This window comes from Rhodococcus sp. KBS0724 (assembly GCF_005938745.2).
Taxonomy (GTDB): domain Bacteria; phylum Actinomycetota; class Actinomycetes; order Mycobacteriales; family Mycobacteriaceae; genus Rhodococcus_F.
In genome coordinates this window covers 2,378,445-2,397,932 of sequence record NZ_VCBX02000001.1, presented here as the reverse complement: position 1 = coordinate 2,397,932, position 19,488 = coordinate 2,378,445, and the positions used below count along the sequence as shown (strand labels likewise).

At 62.6% G+C, this 19,488-nt stretch carries 17 protein-coding genes; 7 read left to right on the top strand and 10 right to left on the bottom strand.

Features of this window, described 5'->3' with window-relative positions; translation table 11 throughout:
* Nucleotides 1-31: 31 nt before the first annotated feature.
* The 5 genes from FFI94_RS11055 to FFI94_RS11035 are packed head-to-tail and all read right to left on the bottom strand — an operon-like array spanning nucleotide 32 to nucleotide 5,159.
* Nucleotides 32-928, bottom strand: coding sequence for an STM4011 family radical SAM protein (locus FFI94_RS11055; protein WP_138872981.1), 897 nt, complete (start codon nucleotides 926-928; stop codon nucleotides 32-34).
* Nucleotides 925-2,265 carry an STM4012 family radical SAM protein gene (locus FFI94_RS11050; protein ID WP_138872980.1) on the bottom strand — a complete coding sequence of 447 codons (1,341 nt, stop codon included), beginning with the start codon at nucleotides 2,263-2,265 and terminating at the stop codon, nucleotides 925-927. Before FFI94_RS11050 ends, FFI94_RS11055 begins: the two co-directional genes overlap by 4 nt.
* Nucleotides 2,262-3,101, bottom strand: coding sequence for an STM4013/SEN3800 family hydrolase (locus tag FFI94_RS11045; RefSeq protein WP_260684000.1), 840 nt, complete (start codon nucleotides 3,099-3,101; stop codon nucleotides 2,262-2,264). The genes FFI94_RS11050 and FFI94_RS11045 overlap by 4 nt, the downstream gene beginning before the upstream one ends.
* Nucleotides 3,098-4,174, bottom strand: coding sequence for an STM4014 family protein (locus FFI94_RS11040; protein WP_260683999.1), 1,077 nt, complete (start codon nucleotides 4,172-4,174; stop codon nucleotides 3,098-3,100). Before FFI94_RS11040 ends, FFI94_RS11045 begins: the two co-directional genes overlap by 4 nt.
* A gap of 31 nt (nucleotides 4,175-4,205) precedes the next feature.
* On the bottom strand, nucleotides 4,206-5,159 hold the full coding sequence (locus FFI94_RS11035) for an STM4015 family protein (RefSeq protein ID WP_185993176.1): 954 nt from the start codon (nucleotides 5,157-5,159) through the stop codon (nucleotides 4,206-4,208).
* Nucleotides 5,160-5,554: 395 nt separating this feature from the next.
* Here FFI94_RS11035 and FFI94_RS11030 point away from each other — a divergent pair, with 395 nt between their 5' ends.
* Nucleotides 5,555-7,090: an amino acid permease gene (locus FFI94_RS11030; protein WP_092808555.1), complete on the top strand. Its 1,536-nt coding sequence runs from the start codon at nucleotides 5,555-5,557 to the stop codon at nucleotides 7,088-7,090.
* Nucleotides 7,091-7,180: 90 nt separating this feature from the next.
* On the opposite strand, the gene FFI94_RS11025 is transcribed toward FFI94_RS11030, so the two are convergent.
* Complete coding sequence (locus FFI94_RS11025; protein WP_138872977.1) at nucleotides 7,181-8,008, bottom strand: DoxX family protein; 828 nt, start codon at nucleotides 8,006-8,008, stop codon at nucleotides 7,181-7,183.
* Between the two features lie 89 nt (nucleotides 8,009-8,097).
* Between FFI94_RS11025 and FFI94_RS11020 the strand changes: the two genes are divergently transcribed.
* The 3 genes from FFI94_RS11020 to FFI94_RS11010 all read left to right on the top strand — a co-directional run bounded on the left by FFI94_RS11020 (nucleotide 8,098) and on the right by FFI94_RS11010 (nucleotide 11,889).
* Nucleotides 8,098-9,258 carry a sorbosone dehydrogenase family protein gene (locus FFI94_RS11020; RefSeq protein WP_138872976.1) on the top strand — a complete coding sequence of 387 codons (1,161 nt, stop codon included), beginning with the start codon at nucleotides 8,098-8,100 and terminating at the stop codon, nucleotides 9,256-9,258.
* An 80-nt stretch (nucleotides 9,259-9,338) separates the two neighbouring features.
* Nucleotides 9,339-10,781, top strand: coding sequence for an HNH endonuclease signature motif containing protein (locus FFI94_RS11015; protein ID WP_138872975.1), 1,443 nt, complete (start codon nucleotides 9,339-9,341; stop codon nucleotides 10,779-10,781).
* Nucleotides 10,782-10,842: 61 nt separating this feature from the next.
* Complete coding sequence (locus FFI94_RS11010) at nucleotides 10,843-11,889, top strand: NAD(P)-dependent alcohol dehydrogenase (RefSeq protein ID WP_138872974.1); 1,047 nt, start codon at nucleotides 10,843-10,845, stop codon at nucleotides 11,887-11,889.
* 86 nt (nucleotides 11,890-11,975) lie between these two features.
* On the opposite strand, the gene gatB is transcribed toward FFI94_RS11010, so the two are convergent.
* From gatB to FFI94_RS10990, 4 genes are all read right to left on the bottom strand, one after another.
* Nucleotides 11,976-13,487 carry an Asp-tRNA(Asn)/Glu-tRNA(Gln) amidotransferase subunit GatB gene (gene gatB / locus FFI94_RS11005; RefSeq protein ID WP_138872973.1) on the bottom strand — a complete coding sequence of 504 codons (1,512 nt, stop codon included), beginning with the start codon at nucleotides 13,485-13,487 and terminating at the stop codon, nucleotides 11,976-11,978.
* A gap of 25 nt (nucleotides 13,488-13,512) precedes the next feature.
* Nucleotides 13,513-14,544: an ATP-dependent 6-phosphofructokinase gene (locus FFI94_RS11000; RefSeq protein WP_033233152.1), complete on the bottom strand. Its 1,032-nt coding sequence runs from the start codon at nucleotides 14,542-14,544 to the stop codon at nucleotides 13,513-13,515.
* 106 nt (nucleotides 14,545-14,650) lie between these two features.
* Complete coding sequence (locus tag FFI94_RS10995) at nucleotides 14,651-15,313, bottom strand: response regulator transcription factor (RefSeq protein ID WP_138872972.1); 663 nt, start codon at nucleotides 15,311-15,313, stop codon at nucleotides 14,651-14,653.
* Nucleotides 15,314-15,322: 9 nt separating this feature from the next.
* A complete protein-coding gene (locus FFI94_RS10990) occupies nucleotides 15,323-16,501 on the bottom strand; it encodes a sensor histidine kinase (RefSeq protein ID WP_138873726.1) in 1,179 nt (392 codons plus the stop codon).
* Between the two features lie 183 nt (nucleotides 16,502-16,684).
* Between FFI94_RS10990 and FFI94_RS10985 the strand changes: the two genes are divergently transcribed.
* From FFI94_RS10985 to FFI94_RS10975, 3 genes are read left to right on the top strand one after another with little or no spacing between them, the layout of a single operon-like run.
* Nucleotides 16,685-17,329 (top strand): hypothetical protein, encoded by a 645-nt coding sequence (locus FFI94_RS10985; protein ID WP_138872971.1) that lies wholly within the window; start codon nucleotides 16,685-16,687, stop codon nucleotides 17,327-17,329.
* A complete protein-coding gene (locus FFI94_RS10980) occupies nucleotides 17,326-18,609 on the top strand; it encodes an alpha/beta-hydrolase family protein (RefSeq protein WP_144298284.1) in 1,284 nt (427 codons plus the stop codon). Before FFI94_RS10985 ends, FFI94_RS10980 begins: the two co-directional genes overlap by 4 nt.
* 25 nt (nucleotides 18,610-18,634) lie before the next feature.
* Nucleotides 18,635-19,486, top strand: coding sequence for a spermidine synthase (locus tag FFI94_RS10975; protein ID WP_138872969.1), 852 nt, complete (start codon nucleotides 18,635-18,637; stop codon nucleotides 19,484-19,486).
* Nucleotides 19,487-19,488: the final 2 nt, after the last annotated feature.

The window sequence follows — 19,488 nt, the reverse complement described above, 5'->3', positions numbered from 1 at the left end:
GTTGACATCGCGCGGCCGGGGATCTTCTGTTTCAACGCACGACGTGTAGGGGCAGCGCTCCGCTCACTCGCGAACTCGGCAGCACGGCCGGTATCCGCTCGAGCACTCCGCCGGCAAAGGCGTCGTAGAGCGGGAGCGATTCGAGATGCACGTAGCCGATGTGACAGTCACACAGCGCTTTTGGACAGTCTCGGGCGGTCAGCGTTGTGTCGAGACTGCCGTCGTACAGATTTCCGATCTCCTCGGGAACAAAGTGGCACCGCCGAATGGTGCCGTCTCCGTCGACAGAGATGACGGATTCTCCGGTTCTGCAGGCCTTTCCGACGCTCGGATGCGGGTGTCGGCTGAACGGGAAAAGCGGATCGAGTTCGGTCCACAACTGCGCTTCGGCGTCCGAATACACCCGTCCCTCGGCTGCATTCACCCACAGATAGATGTTCTCAGACAGTTTCTGCCGCAGCTCGCGGGCCAGATCGAGATGCTCCGGGAATCCGACGACCCCCACCGAATAGCGGATGCCGCCTCGGTCGAGTTCCCCGCATTTTGCAAGGAATCGCTCGAGCGAGATCTGTCCCGGATGAAATGTGCACCACAGCGCCAGCGTCGACGGGTCGGCGTCGGCAAGCCACGTGGTGCGAGCGCTGAGATTGGTTTGGATCGCAACCCGTTCGACGTGTGGCAACCAGCTCAGCTCCGCGAGAGTGCGGCGATACCAGGACCGCACCAACGCCTCCCCCCAGGGCGTGAACAGCACGGACAACTGTCGATCGGTCTGCTCGGTGACCCAGGTGGCAAACCGCTCCAACGATGCTCTGTCCGCTCGTAATTCAGCCGGCGGGTCACGGCGCTTCGCAAACGGGCAGTACGGGCAGTCGTAATTACAACTCGCCAACGGACCACGGTAGAGAATCGACAGCGAGGGGTTCATTTGGCCTCGTACTCCGACATGTCCCGTCGAACACTCGCCGAGAATAACGCCGGACCGATAGCGTCGGAGTACGCCAAACCTTCCGGCGAGAGCATCAGTCGATCGGATTGCAGGTCACCCGCCAACCAACCCGCTGCCTCGAAACCATTCAATTCGTCCGGAAAGTCGTCGGCAGGGTGTGTTCCGAACCGCGCGCGATAGTCGGCTACATCCATTCCTTCGGCCTGAAGCACCGACTGGACGAGGTGCCTGCGACGCGTCTCGTCAGGAGTCATGAATCGACCGACTTCGGCGTAAGCGAACTCGTCTGCCGGACGGGCGATGAACGTGTCGATGATCCCGCGGATTTCCCGCATGTCGACCGCGTAGTCGAACGAATAGTGAAGGTTTGCCGTGTACGAGCGTGCGCCGCATCCCAATCCGATCATGCCGTCGGTCTGGCACGCGTAATCGGTGGCCCCGTCGATGACCGCGCCGCTGCGCTGGAACATGCGCATCGAGACCTGCTGATATCCCGCCTGCTCGAGATAGTCGCGGCCGAACCGATACAAGCGCAGACGACGCTCGTCCCACTCCGCATCGGATTCTGCGACCGCTGCCTTCTTACCCAGACCTGTGAGCGCCCGAACGTAGAGCGGATACAGATACAACTCCTCTGGTTCCCACGCCAACGCCGCATCGAGGGACTGCCGCCAGGTCTGCTCGGTCTGACCGTCGATCCCGTAGATGAGATCGATGTTGAGCACGGGAATTCGAGCGTCCCGGATCCGCCCGAGCGCCGCGTCGACGTCGGCCCGCTTCTGCGGACGCGCCGCTGCCCTGGCCTCGGAGTCGATAAAGCTCTGCACTCCTAAACTCAGACGGGTGGTTCCGCGGGAGGCCAGCACCGACATCCGATCGGCGGTTACCGTCGACGGTGACGCCTCGACTGAGAACGGAACGGATGAAAGATCGGCACCCATGCGGAGTTCCGCGACGTCGCACAGTTTGTCGAGTTCGGGGGCGTCGAGAAAGGTCGGGGTGCCGCCACCGAAGGCCACTGCGTCGTAGTGAGTTCCGCCGCCGACGGCATCCGACACAACACGTGCTTGCCGCTCGAGTGCGTCGAGGTACGCGGTGGTCATCTCACCCGGTGCGCCGATACGGGTGAACAAATTGCAGAACCCGCAGCGAACCTCGCAGAACGGAATATGGAGGTACAGCGACAGTGCGTTTTTCGGCTCTGGCGCCCACAATTTCTGCAACGACGGCCGGGGATCAAGCGGCCGGTATGCCGTCTTGTGCGGATACGCATAAACATAATTCTGGTACGGACGTACCGCAACTGCGAGACTCATTGTTGTGGACCTTCCACGAAGAAGTGTGCATAGGGAACCGTCCACACGCTGTCGTGACCTAGCCGGTGCCCGGTCCAGCCGTCGTCGCCGTACGCCGTACCGTGATCGGAACAGACGATGGCAAAGCAGCGCCGCCGTGAACTCATGGCCTGCAGAAGTTTTGCGATATGCCGGTCGATGTATTCGAGTGCGGCAGCATGAGAGTCAAGGGTATCTCCCGAATCGGCACTCGCGCCGGCACGGTGAAACCAATTAGGTTGATGTAGCGCAGCGGCATTGACGAACAAGAAAAGCTTCTGGTCCGGTTCCAGACCGGCGACCACCGTCTCGGCGCACTCGACTTGCGCCTCGAAGGATTCCGGCGACGTCACTCCGAAGCGCGATTCCCAATAACTCTCGTCGAACATCGAGGGCATCACCGACCCGAGGGGTGCCGCTTTGTTGAAGAACCCGACCCCGCCGATACACACGGTGCGATAGCCGGCCGCTCGCAATCCGTCCACCACATTGGGGCCCTCGAACACATACGTTCCGTCTGCGGTGGATTCACTCCCCGCAAATCGTGCGGCAAACAATCGTGGGTGTGGACCCTGACTGGCGGGCGTTGGGAGGAAACCCGCAAAGATCGCCTGATGAGAGGCGTACGTGAAACTTCCTGGTGCGTGCCGCTTCTCCCACACTCCCCCTGGCAGATACGACGCAAGCGTCGGGATGCGCCCGCTCGCCGCCAACTCGCACGCAACGTCGTAGCGGAGCGTGTCCAACGTGAGCAACAGGATGTCGTCCTGCCCCACGACCTCATTCATGTCGGGGTGACTCGTATTGAGGTTGTTCACCGGGCATACTCCATGTTTTCCGATTCCAGTAGCGAATCAACTTGCGCTTGATACGTAGTCATACCTTCGGCGGGGCCGCCGGGCAGACCGGTGAGCCCGGGCAGGAGATCTCCGAACGCATTGACCTCTCCTACTGTGAAGCGCCGCCACCCGACACCGGGCAGGATGTCGATTCCGACGTGTGGTGCTGCCGGAAAACACGCTGCTGCCCGCTCACTCAATTCCAGGAGCTGTGACCAATTCTCGCCTGCAACAGACATCGCGTCGGCAAGTGCGCCGCGGGTACCGCCGAGATGCAGGTTGGTAATCGGAGAAGCACTGGTCCGCACTACCGCATGGGTGGCGACACCTCCGACAACCACCACACGAACGTCGGCGGTCCGGCCGCCGAGTGACGCCTTGGGTATCCACGCTTCAACGTGAAGTCCGTCGAGTGCGAGTCGATCGACGATTGACGCGACGGCTGCCGTCGTTCGATACGTGCGCACTCGGAGTGAGTTGTGCAGCGCACCGTCAGCACCCACTTCCACCGAGGTGACGGCGCGAACCTGCCCGCGTGGACCCCATTGCAGCGCAATCACTCCCGACGCCGACGAGCCGTGAGACAGCTTGACGAACACACGCGACATGTGTGCGTCGGCTGCGAGTTGCTCGAGTTCGGCATAACTGCCAGGCGCAGTGTCCAACGCTGCGGGGACACGCACCCCAGCAGCGTCGAGACGGCGATGGCAGCGACGTTTGTCGAACATCACCGCAATCTCGTCCGCGTCACCGAGAACACGAGCACCAGCATGATCTGCTCGATCGGCAATCTCGCGAATCTCGGTGGAGAATCGCCGATACCACGTGCTCGTGCCCTCAACCCGGGTCGACTCGTGCGTCCCGCGAAGATATCGATCGACCACGGAATCTTCGCCGGGCGAATCGATTCGAACAATCTCGCCGGCATCGAATCCGTAGTCTCGACCGATAATCTGACGCCAACCCAGGACCCGCGGCGCCGGCAATCCCGCTGCCGTAACTGCATCGACAAATCCCGACACCCGACGGTTGCCCGGAACTCCGATGACCACCAATTTTTGATGGGAAGAAAACACCGAAGAATTACTCGGAGACTGCGACATATCGCGAGATCTCGTCGTCGTACTCATCCGGCTCGGTCTGATCGGACAGATCGACCCGCACCCCTAGCTCGGCGCAATGCCTGGTCAACTCTGCAACCGTGGCGTCGCTGAGAAAGTGGTAATGCAGGTCGAGGAACTCGAGACCTGAAAAAGCCGTACTGGCAAGGAGAGCTGCGGCACCGTCATCCGAGAGTGTGCCCATCGAGAGATCCAATGTGGTCAATTGGCGGAGAATCGGAGCTTCGACAATCGCCTTGGCGATGCTGTCCTGGATTTCACTGTTACGTAATCCCAGGTGACGCAACGACGGTAGCTTCGCGCCGCCGAGAATGACAGCCAGATCATCGACATCAGCGTCTCCGCCGTAACCCTCGGTCCCGAGCCACAGATCGAGAAACTCGAGAGCGGGAAAGCTACTCGATGCCACGCCGCGGACAGCCGCGGCGGGCAGTCCACCCGACTCGATGGTCAACCGGCGCAACGCAGCGTGACGCGTTTCCGGGAACTCTAATTCCGTGCCACCACGAATGCCGAATTCGACCAACTCCGGAAACGCCTCGAGGACGGGAGTGACATCGGACTGCTGAATCCAGGAAATCTCCTGCTGCTCTTGCGTGATATCCGCAAGGAACAGCGCGCGCAGCGATGTCAACCGGTGACGTTGCCCGACAGTCAGTTCCACGATCGACGACGAGTTGACCTCGTACGACTCACCCCACTGGCCGATGATCAGAGCCTGCACCGCTGACAGGTCGACCTTCTCGACAAACCGATCCCAGGCATCGGAAAACTCCTCCGAGTCGTCCGCATACGGTTCCACCGAGATGCGCCACGCCACAGTACCGGCAGCGGGCAACGCAGAATCCGTCGCGTCGGCAGCCGGGAAGTCGAAGGCCGGAAGCCCGTGCAACGCGTCGAGGTGGGCCTGGATCATCACGATCTCCTTCAAGTCGGGTACCGCGAGCTTCGCGGGCTACGGCTTATTGATAGCAAGACCGACCGACAGGTACTGAAATTGCTCGACTCGACGCGCCGGGAGACCAGCCGGAATGCTCTGGTGCTGCGGACAATTCGGACGCATTGACGGAGAACGTTCGTGATCGAATTCACTTCCCGTAGTGTGCACGGGACCAGCTGATCAATGTAGTCAAGTACGGGGGGTTGATGGCGAGTGAAGTGATCATTTTATTCAGTTCAGTGGCCGCGACTTGCGCACTGCGCTCACCAATGGTTCTCTCATCAAGTCAATGAGACCCACATCACATTCGACAACTGTCAGCCACCTCCCGTCCCCCACAAGGTCGCCGGGAATCAATCAAGGAGCAATACATGCCCGGAGTCGGCATATGGCGCACCAAATCCGTCGAGCAATCGATCGCGGACACCGACGAGCCTGAGACCAAGCTCAAAAAGGAACTGACCGCGAAGGACCTCACGGTCTTCGGCGTCGCCGTTGTCATCGGCGCAGGTATCTTCACCCTCACCGCCAGAACAGCCGGCAACGTAGCGGGCCCCTCGATCTCACTGGCCTTCGTTCTTGCAGCCATCGCGTGTGCGCTCGCAGCCCTCTGTTACGCAGAGTTCGCCTCGACCGTTCCCGTCGCCGGTAGCGCGTACACATTCTCGTATGCCACCTTCGGCGAATTCGCGGCCTGGATCATCGGCTGGGACCTCATCCTCGAATTTGCTCTCGCCTCCGCGGTGGTCGGCAAGGGTTGGTCGCTGTACCTCGGCAACGTGATCGGAGCCAGCGGGAGCACCACAGCCCACATCGGATCGATCAGCTTCGACTGGGGCGCACTGCTCATCATCGGAGCCATCACGCTCATTCTCGCGATCGGCACCAAGGTTTCGTCCCGAGTCTCTGCCGTCATCACCGCGATCAAGATCGCGGTTGTACTTCTTGTCATCGTCGTCGGTGCGTTCTACATCAAGAAGGAGAACTACTCTCCCTTCATCCCGCCCGCCGAAGGCGCTGAGAGCACGGCAAGCGGAATTCACCAGACCCTGTTCTCCTGGCTCACCGGAGCCGGCGGAAGCAGTTACGGCGCCTACGGCCTGCTGGCCGCCGCCAGCCTGGTCTTCTTTGCCTTCATCGGATTCGACGTCGTCGCCACCACCGCCGAAGAGACGAAGAACCCCCAGAAGTCACTGCCACGCGGAATCTTCGGCTCACTCGCCATCGTGACCGTCCTGTACGTCGCTGTCACGCTGGTTCTGACCGGCATGGTCAAGTACACCGAACTCAAGGACGGCAGCCCCCTCGTCGGCGACTCGAGCGCCACGCTCGCCACCGCCTTCGAAGCCAACGGAATCGGATGGGCACAAACTGCCATCAACTTCGGCGGCCTCGCCGGCCTGACCACCGTGGTCATGGTCATGATGCTCGGCCAGACCCGCGTCCTGTTTGCCATGTCCCGTGACGGCTTGATGCCCCGGAAGCTTGCCAAGACCACGAGCAAGGGCATCCCGCTGCGCATCACGCTGATCGTCGGCGGAATCGTCGCAGTGCTCGCAGCCTTCTTCCCCATGGGAACTCTCGAAGAGATGGTCAACATCGGCACGCTGTTCGCCTTTGTGCTCGTCTGCGTCGGCGTCATCGTCCTTCGCCGCACCCGCCCCGATCTGCCGCGTGGATTCCGCGTGCCGTGGGTACCGTTCGTTCCGATTCTCGCGGTTCTCGCCTGCGGTTGGCTCATGCTCAACCTGTCGGTCGAAACCTGGATTCGATTTGTGGTCTGGATGGCGATCGGCGTTGTCGTGTACTTCGCCTACGGTCACCGCAAATCGGTACTGGGCCGCAAGCTGAAGGACGGCACGGCAATCCCGGCCGCCAATGCTGCGCCGGTGCTCGTCAAGGATTGATCACCCCAGATCGATAAACAGCAGCCGCCGCCTTCCTACTCGGAAGGCGACGGCTGCTGTGTTCTGCCCCTGATTCAGTTCTGCATCCGATCAAATGAGCGGGTTCGCCCCGTTCAGGAAGATCCACGTGCACACGCCGGCGCCGATACCCAGAATCAACACGACCAGCGAACCGATGAAAGGCCGCTTCGCCCAACCACGACGGCCATCGAGCGCAATTCGCCCAGGCCCCGTGAGAATGATGACACCAGCGCAGATCCCCAACAGCATCTCGTACTCGGTTCCGCTGGGCGCAAAGTACTCGAGGCCGGGCTCGGCCAATTGGCGCAGCGCCCACGCATTGATCATCACGGCCAGCACCGACGCTGCGGCAATCGGGGTCAACAGACCCAGGATCAGCAGGGCGCCACCAGCAACCTCGCCGACCGCACCCAGAATGGCCAACAACTTTGCCTGCTCGAATCCCGCCTCAGCCAACATCGTTTCGAAACCGCCCAGCCCCGGGCCGTTCCAGATACCCGTCAACTTCTGCAAGCCATGCACCAACGCGGTGCCGCCCACCGCCAACCGGAGCGCAAGAAGTCCGAGATCCAACGTTCCTCGACTCGGACGCGGCTCCTCGGTCACCGGAATCGGGTCCGCAACCGCCACCGGATCGGCCGGCATCTCGTACGCAGTATCGCGTGTGAGCACCTCAGTCGGTTTATCAAGTGACCCCGGACGATATGTCGGGATTTGTTCGGTCACGGAATTCGCTTGCGCTGAACCGAAATCGAGATCGTCGTCGGTTCGCGGTAACGAATTGCCGGCATTCACCGGTGGAAACTTCTCCGTCGGCGAGTCGTAAGGACTGGACACTTTGCCCGTCGCCACGCCGGGTTCCGACAGTTCGCTGGGGTCTTTTCGCTCGTCAGTCACGTAGGAGAGCCTAAAGCGGTTGCACGACGACGTCGGGGAACCTACTCCGGCGTGGCGGCGCAGGGCATCGGTTACGTAACGTCTTCACCATGACAACGGGTGGACGCAACGCGTCGCGCAGAACACGACGCACCGTATCGGCAACCTTGGCACTCGCCTTCGCTGCGTCCGTCCTCTCCGGTTGCGCCGACTTCGACGAATCGACAGCCAGCCCGTTCACTCCGGAACCGACCATCCAATCGAACGCGGAAGTTGCCCCGCAGAACCCGCCACCCTCGACGACTACCGCTCCGCCGATAGCACCCACCGGACCCCTCGGCCCGTGTCAGGATGCCGACCCGGCTGTCATCGCCACGTGCCTCGACACCACCGGTGGACTGCTTACCTTGCCCGACGGAAACTCGGGCCTGGTTGCCGAACGCCGAACCGGCCGGATACTGCAGGTCGCCCCCGGCCAGATCCCCGTCGAGGTGGCCAAGATCGACGTCGACGGAAGTGGCGACGGCGGACTGCTCGATATTGCGCTGTCCCCCACCTTCGTCGAAGACAACCTGATCTACGCGTACGTCACTACGGGCACAGACAATCGTGTGGTCCGGATAGCGCCGGGCGACACCGCAAAGGTAGTACTCGGTGGAATTCCTCGGGGCGCCAACGGGAACCGAGGTTCCCTCGAGTTTGCCGCACCCGATCAACTCATGGTCCTGACCGGCGATTCCGGAAACCCCTCTGCCGCAAACGATCCCGCATCACTGGCCGGCAAGTTACTTCGCGTTCGATCACTCGCACCCAATCCCGCTCCCCCACGCCCCGAAGTTGTCTTGTCCGGCATCGGCAACGGCGGCGGCGTGTGCGTGGACCCCGGCATCGCAACCTGGGTCACCGATCGCACCGCACTCGAAGACCGTCTCCAACGAGTCGGCGCGGACGGCACCGTGACGGCACCGGCGTGGACGTGGCCCGACCGCCCGGGAGTCGGCGGCTGCGTGGCCGTTCAAGGAGTTGTCGCAATTGCTTTGGGTGCGGGCAAAGCCGTGGCCTCACTGGCAACCGACCCCGGCACCGGCGCCATCACGACACCGCCGTCCGCTGTTGCCAAGGACACCTACGGACAACTCGAAGGACTCGCATTGGGCGCGGACGGACTGCTGTGGGTCAGCACCGCCAACAAGACTGCGGGCGAACCCGGCCCGAATGACGACAAGGTAGTCAAGATTCCCATGCCCAGTGGTGGCGGCGGCGTCGACTGATACTCGACTATCTTTCGGACTTTTCCGACTGATCTCGAGAACCCCTCGAATTCGAACAGGATTTCGATTACGGTGGAGGAATGTTCGATCCGGGGGTGGGGATTTTCGGTAGCTCGGCGCAGCTGAGTGGTACCGAAACCGATTGTGCCCTCGTTGATCTGATGGCCGAGTTGCATGCGTGTGAGGCGATGCTGGTCGAGCGGAAACTGGCGGTGGTGGCGGAGTTCTTCACCCGCCGCAGCGCCGAGCATGTCGAGGGCGGTGCGTGGACGTCGTCGGCGCACGAGTTGGCCGAATCCGAGGTCGGTGCGGTCTTGACGATGGGGCGGGCTGCGGCGGGGAAGCTCATCGGGTTGGGGTTTGCTTTGAGGACGCGGTTGCATCGGACGCGGGCGGCGATGGCGCGCGGTGAACTCGACTTCTACCGGGTGTCGTTGATCGAGTCGGCGACCGCGAACGTCTCCGACGCGCTGATCGACGAGGTCGAACGCTTACTCCTCGAGCAGGTGTTGGCACCGCCCGTCAGTGGCGGGACCGGGTTGACAGGTAGCCGGTTGACGGCGGCGATCGACCGGATCGTCGCGCGGATCGATCCGGAAGGACTACGGGAACGCCGACGCCGAGCCCTCACCGACAGGTTCGTCGGCGTCAGTGCCGCCGAAGACGGCATGGCCTGCATCCTGGGCAGTATTCCGGCAGAGCAGGCTCGGGCGTTTGACGGGCGGTTGCGGGAGTTGGCGATGTCGGTGTGCCGCCATGATTCCCGAACCTACGAGCAGCGCCGCGCGGACGCATTGGGCGTGCTGGTGAGTGGGTCGACGGTGTTGGTGTGCGATTGCGGCCGGGATGATTGCCCGCAGGATCGCAGTGGTCTGATCGTTGTGCGTCGGCCGTTGGTGCATGTGGTTATGTACGAAACCACTCTGGATACGAACTCGGATGAGCCGGCCCATTTGGATGGATACGGCGTGATCAGCGCCGAGCATGCCCGCGACATCGCAAAAGACGCCACCGTGCGCGAAGTGCGAGTACCCGAAGATCCTGAGCCCGCCTCGGCGTTTGTGTACCGCCCCGGCGCCGCACTCGACACCTGGCTGCGGGTGCTGTCGGGCAGTTGCCAATGGCCGCACTGTGACGTCTCGGCCTGGAACTGCGACCTCGACCACCGAGTTCCGTTCAACCACACTGATCCCGCCCGCGGTGGGCGGACGGTGGCGTCGAATCTGAGTGCGTTCTGCCGGAACCACCACCGCCTCAAGCACTCCGGATCCTGGCAGCTCGCCCCGAATCCGGATCGCAGTATCACCCTGACCTCGCAGACCGGGCATCGCTACCGAACCCGACCGGCCGGGCTACTCGCAGGAAGGCAGGAACCACCGCCACCGGAAGGCGGCACCCGGCGGCGAACTCGACTCGAGAACAAAGCTGCCCGCATCCGGGCCGAACGCCAACGCCGGACAACCCGACGAATACCCAGACCTCACAAACCCGTCGACTACGGTAACGATCCACCGCCATTCTGAGCAGGTTTGCGTATCCTTTTGTTAGCGGGGCTAATCACCGCGCAAATGCAAAGGAGTCGGAATGAAGGCAATCCAGTACACGAGAATCGGCGCTGAACCCGAACTCACGGAGATTCCCAAACCCGAACCTGGTCCGGGTGAAGTACTCCTGGAAGTGACCGCAGCCGGCGTCTGTCACTCGGACGACTTCATCATGAGCTTGCCGGAAGAGCAGTACAGCTACGGCCTGCCGCTCACTCTCGGTCACGAAGGCGCAGGCCGCGTCGCAGCGGTTGGGGACGGCGTCGAAGGACTCGACATCGGAACCAACGTCGTGGTCTACGGCCCCTGGGGCTGCGGAAACTGCTGGCACTGCTCACAAGGACTCGAGAATTACTGTTCTCGCGCACAGGAACTCGGCATCCACCCACCCGGACTCGGCGCACCCGGCGCACTGGCCGAGTTCATGATCGTCGACTCTCCTCGCCACCTCGTCCCGATCGGAGACCTCGACCCGGTCAAGACGGTGCCCTTGACCGATGCAGGCTTGACGCCGTATCACGCGATCAAGCGTTCTCTACCGAAACTGCGCGGCGGCTCGTACGCCGTTGTCATCGGAACCGGCGGTCTTGGTCACGTCGCCATTCAACTTCTGCGCCACCTCTCGGCCGCTACCGTGATCGCATTGGACGTGAGCGCCGACAAGCTCGAGCTGGCAACCAAGGTGGGTGCTCACGAAGTCGTCCTGTCCGACAAGGACGCGGCCGAGAACGTCCGCAAGATCACCGGAAGTCAGGGCGCCGCATTGGTTCTCGACTTCGTCGGCTATCAGCCCACCATCGATACCGCGATGGCGGTTGCCGGCATCGGATCCGACGTCACGATCGTCGGAATCGGCGACGGCAAGGCGCATGCGAAAGTTGGGTTCTTCCAAAGCCCGTACGAGGCTTCGGTGACTGTTCCGTACTGGGGATCCCGCAACGAGTTGATCGAATTGATCGACCTCGCGCACACCGGTATTTTCGACATCGCAGTCGAGACCTTCAGTCTCGACAACGGAGCCGAAGCATATCGACGTTTGGCTGCGGGAACGCTCAACGGCCGCGCGGTTGTCGTCCCCGGCCTGTAGACAGCTCCCCCGGAAAACATTGATGCCCGGCCGAATTCGATTCGGCCGGGCATCAAAGAAGAATCCACCTCGATGGATCGGCGAGACTAGCTGCACGCCTCCAGGACAAGTTCCTTCACCCGCGCCGCGTCAGCCTGGCCGCGGGTGGCCTTCATGACATCGCCGACGATCTTTCCGGCGGCCTGAACCTTGCCGCTGCGGATCTTGTCTGCAATATCGGGGTTGGCAGCGAGCGCCTCGTCGACAGCAGCCTTGAGCTTGGTCTCGTCACGTTCGACAACCAGTTCGGGATGCGCCGCCAGAACCTGCTCGGGGTCCCCCTCGCCGTCGAGGACGTGGTCCACCACCTGGCGAGCGACCTTGTTGTTGAGCTTGCCGCTGTCGATGAGGGCAACAACCTGTGCGACCTGCGCCGGGGTGATCGGCAGAGCGCCGAGCTCAACGCCGCGGGTGTTGGCCTGCTGGGACAGGTACGACAGCCACCAGGACCGAGCAGCCTCGGGCGAAGCGCCGGCTTCGGTGGTGGCAATGACCAGTTCGATGGCACCGGCGTTGACGAGGTCACGCATGACCTCGTCGGAGATTCCCCAGTCCTTCTGAATTCGCGCGCGGCGGATCCAGGGCAACTCGGGCAACGTGGCGCGCAGTTCTTCGACCCACTCGGCACTGGGTGCTACGGGCTCGAGGTCGGGTTCCGGGAAGTAGCGGTAATCTTCCGCGGTTTCCTTGCGTCGACCGGCCGAGGTGGTGCCGTCGGCTTCCTGGAAGTGACGCGTCTCCTGGATAACTTCGATCCCGGCGTCGAGCACTGCGGCCTGACGACGCATCTCGTAGCGGACTGCGACCTCGACACTCTTGAGGGAGTTGACGTTCTTGGTCTCGGTGCGAGTACCCAGTTCGGTGGAACCGATCGGGTTCAGCGAGATGTTGGCGTCGCATCGCATCGAGCCCTGGTCCATGCGGACGTCGGAGACGTCGAGGGACTTGAGCAGATCACGAAGCGCCGTGACGTACGCGCGGGCGACCTCGGGGGCGCGTTCACCGGCACCGTGAATGGTCTTGGTGACGATCTCCACCAACGGGACACCCGCACGGTTGTAGTCGAGCAGCGAGTGGCTGGCACCGTGGATACGACCGGTAGCGCCACCCACGTGGAGGGACTTACCGGTGTCCTCTTCCATGTGGGCGCGCTCGATGTCGACGCGCCACGTGGTGCCGTCGTCGAGGATCACGTCGAGGTAGCCCTCGGTTGCGATCGGCTCGTCGTACTGGGAGATCTGGTAGTTCTTGGGCTGATCCGGGTAGAAGTAGTTCTTGCGCGCGAATCGACCCCACGGCGTGATGGAGCAGTTGAGCGCAAGACCGATCCGGATCGCGGACTCGACGGCAGCAGCATTCACCACGGGCAACGAACCGGGCAGGCCCAGACAGACCGGGCACACCTGGGTATTGGGTTCGGCACCGAACTCGGTGGGGCACGGGCAGAACATCTTGGTAGCGGTGCCGAGTTCTACGTGCACCTCCATACCCATCACAGGTTCGTACTTGGTCAGCACTTCGTCGTAATCGAGGATGTCGGGCGCATCGACAGCAGTCATGGTGACTAGTTTATGCGCCGGACGCTCAGCCGAAGAATGCGGCCGCCTCCTCGTAGCGCTCCTTGGGTACGGTCTTGAGCTTGCGGGTTGCCTCGGCGAGCGGAACCAGGTCGATGGACGTACCGTGCAGGGCCACCATCTGGCCGAAATCACCGCGATGAGCTGCGTCGGTGGCGTGAACGCCGAAACGGGTGGCGAGGATTCGATCGTGCGGGGTCGGTGTGCCACCACGCTGGATATGGCCGAGAACCGTCGTACGAACTTCCTTGCCGATGCGGCGCTCGATTTCGTTGCCCAACTGCTGGGCGACGCCGGTGAAGATCTTGTGGCCGAACTCGTCGATGCCACCTTCGCGCAAGGTCATGGAAGCGGGATCGGGCATCGCGCCTTCGGCAACGACACAGATGAAGTGAGAATCACCACGCTGGAAACGCTTCTTCACCATCGCGCACACCTCGTCGACGTCGAACGGCTGCTCCGGAACCAACGTCAGATGAGCACCGGACGCCAATCCGGCCTGCAGTGCGATCCAGCCGGCATGCCTGCCCATGACCTCGACCAGCATGACGCGCTGGTGCGATTCCGCTGTGGTGTGGAGGCGGTCGATGGCGTCGGTGGCAACGGCGAGCGCGGTGTCGAAACCGAATGTGACGTCGGTGCAGTCGATGTCGTTGTCGATCGTCTTGGGAACTCCGATCACCGGAACACCACTCTCCGCGAGCCAGCTGGCCGCAGTGAGTGTGCCTTCGCCGCCGATCGGGATCAGGACGTCGATTCCGTTGTCGTCGAGAGTCTGCTTGATCTGATCGAGTCCGGCCCGGAGTTTGTCGGGGTTGACGCGTGCAGTGCCCAGAATGGTTCCACCGCGCGTGAGGATGCGATTGATGCGGTCGTCGGCAGCGAGGGGAACCTTGCGGTCTTCGAGCAGACCACGCCAGCCGTCACGGAAACCGACGACGGTACTGCCGTACCGCCCGTCGGACGTGCGAACCACTGCACGGATAACCGCGTTCAACCCTGGGCAGTCGCCGCCACCTGTGAGGACTCCGATTCGCATTGTAAAAAGCACCTCTCAACAGTTGGGTGGTTCAGGATCTGATGTCCATCTTCCCCCAGCACGCGCAGCGGCGCAGGATTGTCACTTTTCAGATCGCGGCCAGCCATCAGCCCGGTGTGACAAGTCCACTTTCGTATGCGACCACAACCGCCTGCGCTCGATCACGCAAATCCAGTTTCGACAGCACCTTGCCGACGTGAGTCTTCACCGTCTGTTCCGCGACAAACAGGTGCTCGGCAATCTCGATGTTCGAGAGGCCACGCGCAATCAGCTCGAGCACTTCACGCTCGCGTGGGGTCAGCATGTCGAGAGCACTGGAACGGACACGGGCCGGTGTTCGCCTACTCGTCACTTCCTCGATCAACCGACGTGTCACCGTCGGAGCCAACAGCGCATGTCCTTCGGCGACGACGCGCACCGCCCGGATCAGTTCCTCAGCGGGAGCGTCCTTGAGCATGAAACCGCTTGCACCGATACGCAGCGCCTCGTAGACGTAGTCGTCGATGTCGAACGTCGTCAGCATGAGAACCCGAACCGGTGGCTCTGCGCCCGTTGCCAGAATCTGGCGCGCCGCATCGAGGCCGTTCATCTCCGGCATCCGGACGTCCATCAACACGACGTCGGGACGCAGACGCGCTACTTCGGCAACCGCGACCTTGCCGTCAGGGGCGTCTCCGATAACGCTGATGTCGGGTTGCGCGGCGAGCAGAGCTCCGAATCCCTGTCTGACCATTGCCTGATCGTCGGCGATGAATACTGTGATGGGCACTCCGACAGCCTAGGCGCCCGCTGTCGGCAGCACGGCGCGGACCTCGAACCCGCCGCCCGGCTGCGGCCCTGCGTCAACCATTCCGCCGACGGCTGACGCTCGCTCGACCATTCCACGGATTCCATTGCCACCGGCGGTATCCGGAGGAGTCGAGGCACTGCCACCCGCAGACGGTCCATTCGCGACCCGAACGTGCGTTGATGCGGGGCCGAACTCGACGGACACTTCGATCTGACTGCCCGGCGCATGCCGGACGGCATTGGTGATCGATTCCTGCACGATGCGATACGCCACAAGACCCGTCGACGCAGACACGCGTGTTCGATCACCGTCAACGTTCCACACCAACGGAATTCCCGCGCGGGCACTGCCTGCCAGTAGCTCGTCGAGTTGCAGCGCTCCCGGTTGCGGCGCGACCTGGGTGGCTTCGGCGTCGCTGCGCAGTACACCCAACAATCCACGAATCTCGTTGAGCGCGGCGCGCCCCGTCTCACCGATCGAATCGAACTCGGCGCGGATCTCGGGCGTCACGTCGCCGAGTCGATACGGCGCACTCTGCGCCTGCACCACCACCATCGACATGTGATGGGCGACAATGTCGTGCAGCTCGCGGGCTATCCGGGCCTTCTCCTCCAACACGGTTCGGCGCGCACGTTCGACTTCATTTACTTCTTCCTGCTTCGCCAGCGCGCGCCGTGAAAGAACGAGCCACCGAATCAGAAAACAGAAGACCACCAATGCGGTCAGGCCCACCGCCCAGCCGGCACCGTCCTGACCGGGAGTCTCGGCGAAGAACAACAGCACCGTCGAGATCCACGCCACCCCCACCACCGGTACAGCGGCTGTCAGGCTGACTGCGGCAAGCAAAGCCATGATCACCATGATGTGAACAACCTGCCAGGGATACTCGTACCCGGGCACAAGGTCGAATACGTGTGGAATCACCAACGCCGAAATCGCGGAAACAGCCCAACCCAGAGCGGGATTGATTCGGATCAAGACAAAGGGAAACGCGGCCAACGCAGCGACAAACGGCTGAATCGGCGGTGACACCGCATGTGTCAGGTGCAACGTCGGCCAGGCGACCGAAAAGAGAATCAACGTCACGACAACTACAGCGATGTTCGCGAACTGATCCCTTGTCAACCGCCGCGACGCGCGTGTCACCTGCGCCTGAGCCACTTTCATCTTTCCTGCCTTCATCACCTGTCCAGCCTAGGAAGCGAACCCTCGAAAGTCGTCATACTGCGGAGTGAGAAACCCCTAACTCCGCAGTATCAGTCATCCAGGGTTTCTCTCACTCCCAGACACCGGACAAACCACTCTGCGGAGCGATGCCGGGATGCGCCCACCGTTCATAGCGTCGACTGCATGCGGATCAGACGAGCAAAGACGAGCGCAACCTGGGCAGCACTGAGTGTTGTCGCAGCGGCGACGGTCACCATCAGTGCCGCGCCCCGCGACGCACAGGCGGCAGCGCCGGAGAATCGCCTTGCAGCACAAGCCGTTGCAGCGGTCACCTCTGACGCCACACCAACCGTGCCGCGCGACTTTGCCGCGTTCTCCGGCTACGAACCCGTCGTCGTCGATGGCTATCTCGCCAATCCGAACGGTGCCTGCTCGTCTCCCGTACCCCTTCCCGAAGAGTTCGACTCCGCCTGCAAGGCCCACGATCTTGGCTACGACCTACTCCGCTACTCGCATTTCCACGACGCTGAACTGGGCCCATGGGCAAGGCAAGCACTCGACGGTGAACTCGACCGGCGAATGCACGACGCCTGCGACACGCGGGAATCGCCGGCGTCGCGGTCCTACTGCTTTGCCATGGCCGACATCGCCGTCACTGCCGTGAACGGGAATTCGTGGCGTCAGAACTACCTGACACCGGTTCAGGAATCCGGCTTCGGATTCGCCGTCGCGGGTGTGCTCGGTCTGTCCGCACTCGGGCTCACTTTCCTCCGGCCGCGGCGTTCTGCCCCGGCCCGCACCTACTCACCGAAAGCTGTTGCAGCATGAGCGTTCTCGACACCGTCCACCCGTCGTCGCTCGCTCGGATCGGAGCGGTTCCACTCCCCCGCATCTCGGCAACGGTTGCCGCGGGTTCGATGGCCGCGGTGTCACTGGCGCCGGGGCTATTGCCGAGAACCGCGGTGCTGCAGGGACTTTTCAGTGGTGTACTCATGGCGGCGGGAATCTTTGTCGCTTGGGCACTGACTACCGCATTGCAGAAAACGGCGTTGCGAACAGGACCACGGCGGGTCGACACTCGATCCTGGCGGGCGCGAGCCGCTGTCGTTTCCACCGCCGTGGTTGCGATGTTCGCTACTTCCGCCAACGGCTGGCAGAACTCACTTCGCGTTGCGATGGGAGCGCCGCCGATCGGAGTTCGCTACTGGGTCGAAGTCATGTGCATCGCCGCCCTGACCGTACTGATCCTGACAGCAGTGACATCCGGAATCCGGAAAGTGCTGCACCGTCTGGGTTTTGCCCGCAGTCTGGGCATCGCAGCGATCTGCGCTTTCGGACTCCACCTGGCATTCGGCGGTATCGCCACAGCGTCGGCGCAGTCAGTGGAAGGGCAGAAGTTCCTTGCCGCGGGCACCGATTCGGTGCGTGTCTATGCCGATCTCGACTCCGGACCAAACGCGCGATCGCGCGCCGACCATGCGGTAGCCGAACTTGCTCACGTCGGCGGATTTACCCGCAGCGCCGTCGTTGTGGCTGTTCCCACCGGTTCGGGGTGGATCGATACTCGGGCCGTCGACGGTATCGAGCAGCGCTTCGGCAGTGATGTCGCGATCGTGGGTCAGCAATACTCCGCTGCACCGAGTTGGGCGGCATTTCTGTTTCAACGCTCCGACGCCGAGGAATCGGCACAGACGTTGCTGACCGCTGTCGCCACACGCATCGCGGAACTTCCCGCCGCTGATCGCCCCGACCTCTATCTGTACGGACAGAGTCTTGGCGCCGTCGGCGGCAGCGCTGCCCTGACGGAGACCCTTCCGACGCAACTCTGCGCCGTTCTCTGGGCCGGACCACCTGCCGGCGCCACCCGAGTAGAGGGGACGACCGTTCTGGCCAACACCTCCGATCCCGTGGTGTGGTGGTCGCCTGCCCTGATGACAACGCCGCCGGACCTGAGCCACGCAGTCCAGGACGCCCCGATGCCGCAGTGGATTCCGGCAGTCAGTTTCCTTCAGACCAGCGTGGACATGCTCGCCTCTCTCGACGTCCCCGCGGGCCACGGTCATCGATACGGCACCGAGCAGGGCACGCAACTCGGGACCTGCCACTAGAGGGTCAGCGCCTAGAGTGGGTGCAGTGGCCAAAGGAACGCGCAAGACCAAGACTCGCAGCACCACCCCAGACCGCCGAGACGACGGACCCGTCCCCGGCGTCTTCCCCATCGACACCGGTACGTGTGAACTTGTTCGTGATCAGTACTCGGACACGGGGTGGATTCTGCAGATCAACGGTGTTCCCAGTTCGCACATCGACCTGGCCGACCCGAAGACCTTGGACTTCGAATACATGCGCTGGATCGCCCACCTGGTCGATTCGGAACGCGACACCACTGAGCGTCTGCGAGTCCTCCATCTCGGCGGCGGCGCCTGTTCGATGGCTCGGTACTTCTCCGCGACATATCCCGACGCCCGTCAAGTTGTCGTCGAAATCGACGGTGCGTTGGCCGAATTGGTTCGCGACTGGTTCGACCTGCCACGCGCACCGCTGCTGCGCATCCGCGTCGGCGAAGCGCGCGCGGTCACCGAGACCCTTACCGATTCGACGCGCGACATCATCATCCGAGATGTCTTTGCCGGCAGCACAACTCCGGTGCCACTGACCACGGCGCAGTTCACCACGCACGTACGACGCGTCCTCGCTCCGGGAGGAATTTACCTCGTCAACTGCGGCGACACCCCGGACCTGCAGGGAGCGCGCGCCGAAGCTGCAACTATCGGTGCACAATTCGAGCACCTGGCGATCATCGCCGATCCGGCAATGCTCAAGGGCAGGCGCTACGGAAACATGATCATCGCCGGTAGTGACGTTCCTATTGCGCAGTCGCCGGCCCTGGCCCGCGAACTTCTTGGCGGCGGAGTTCCCGCACACGTGTGGGGCGACGCCGAGGTCCGCAAGTTTGCGGCCGCAGCATCCGTCCGGGAAGACTGAAC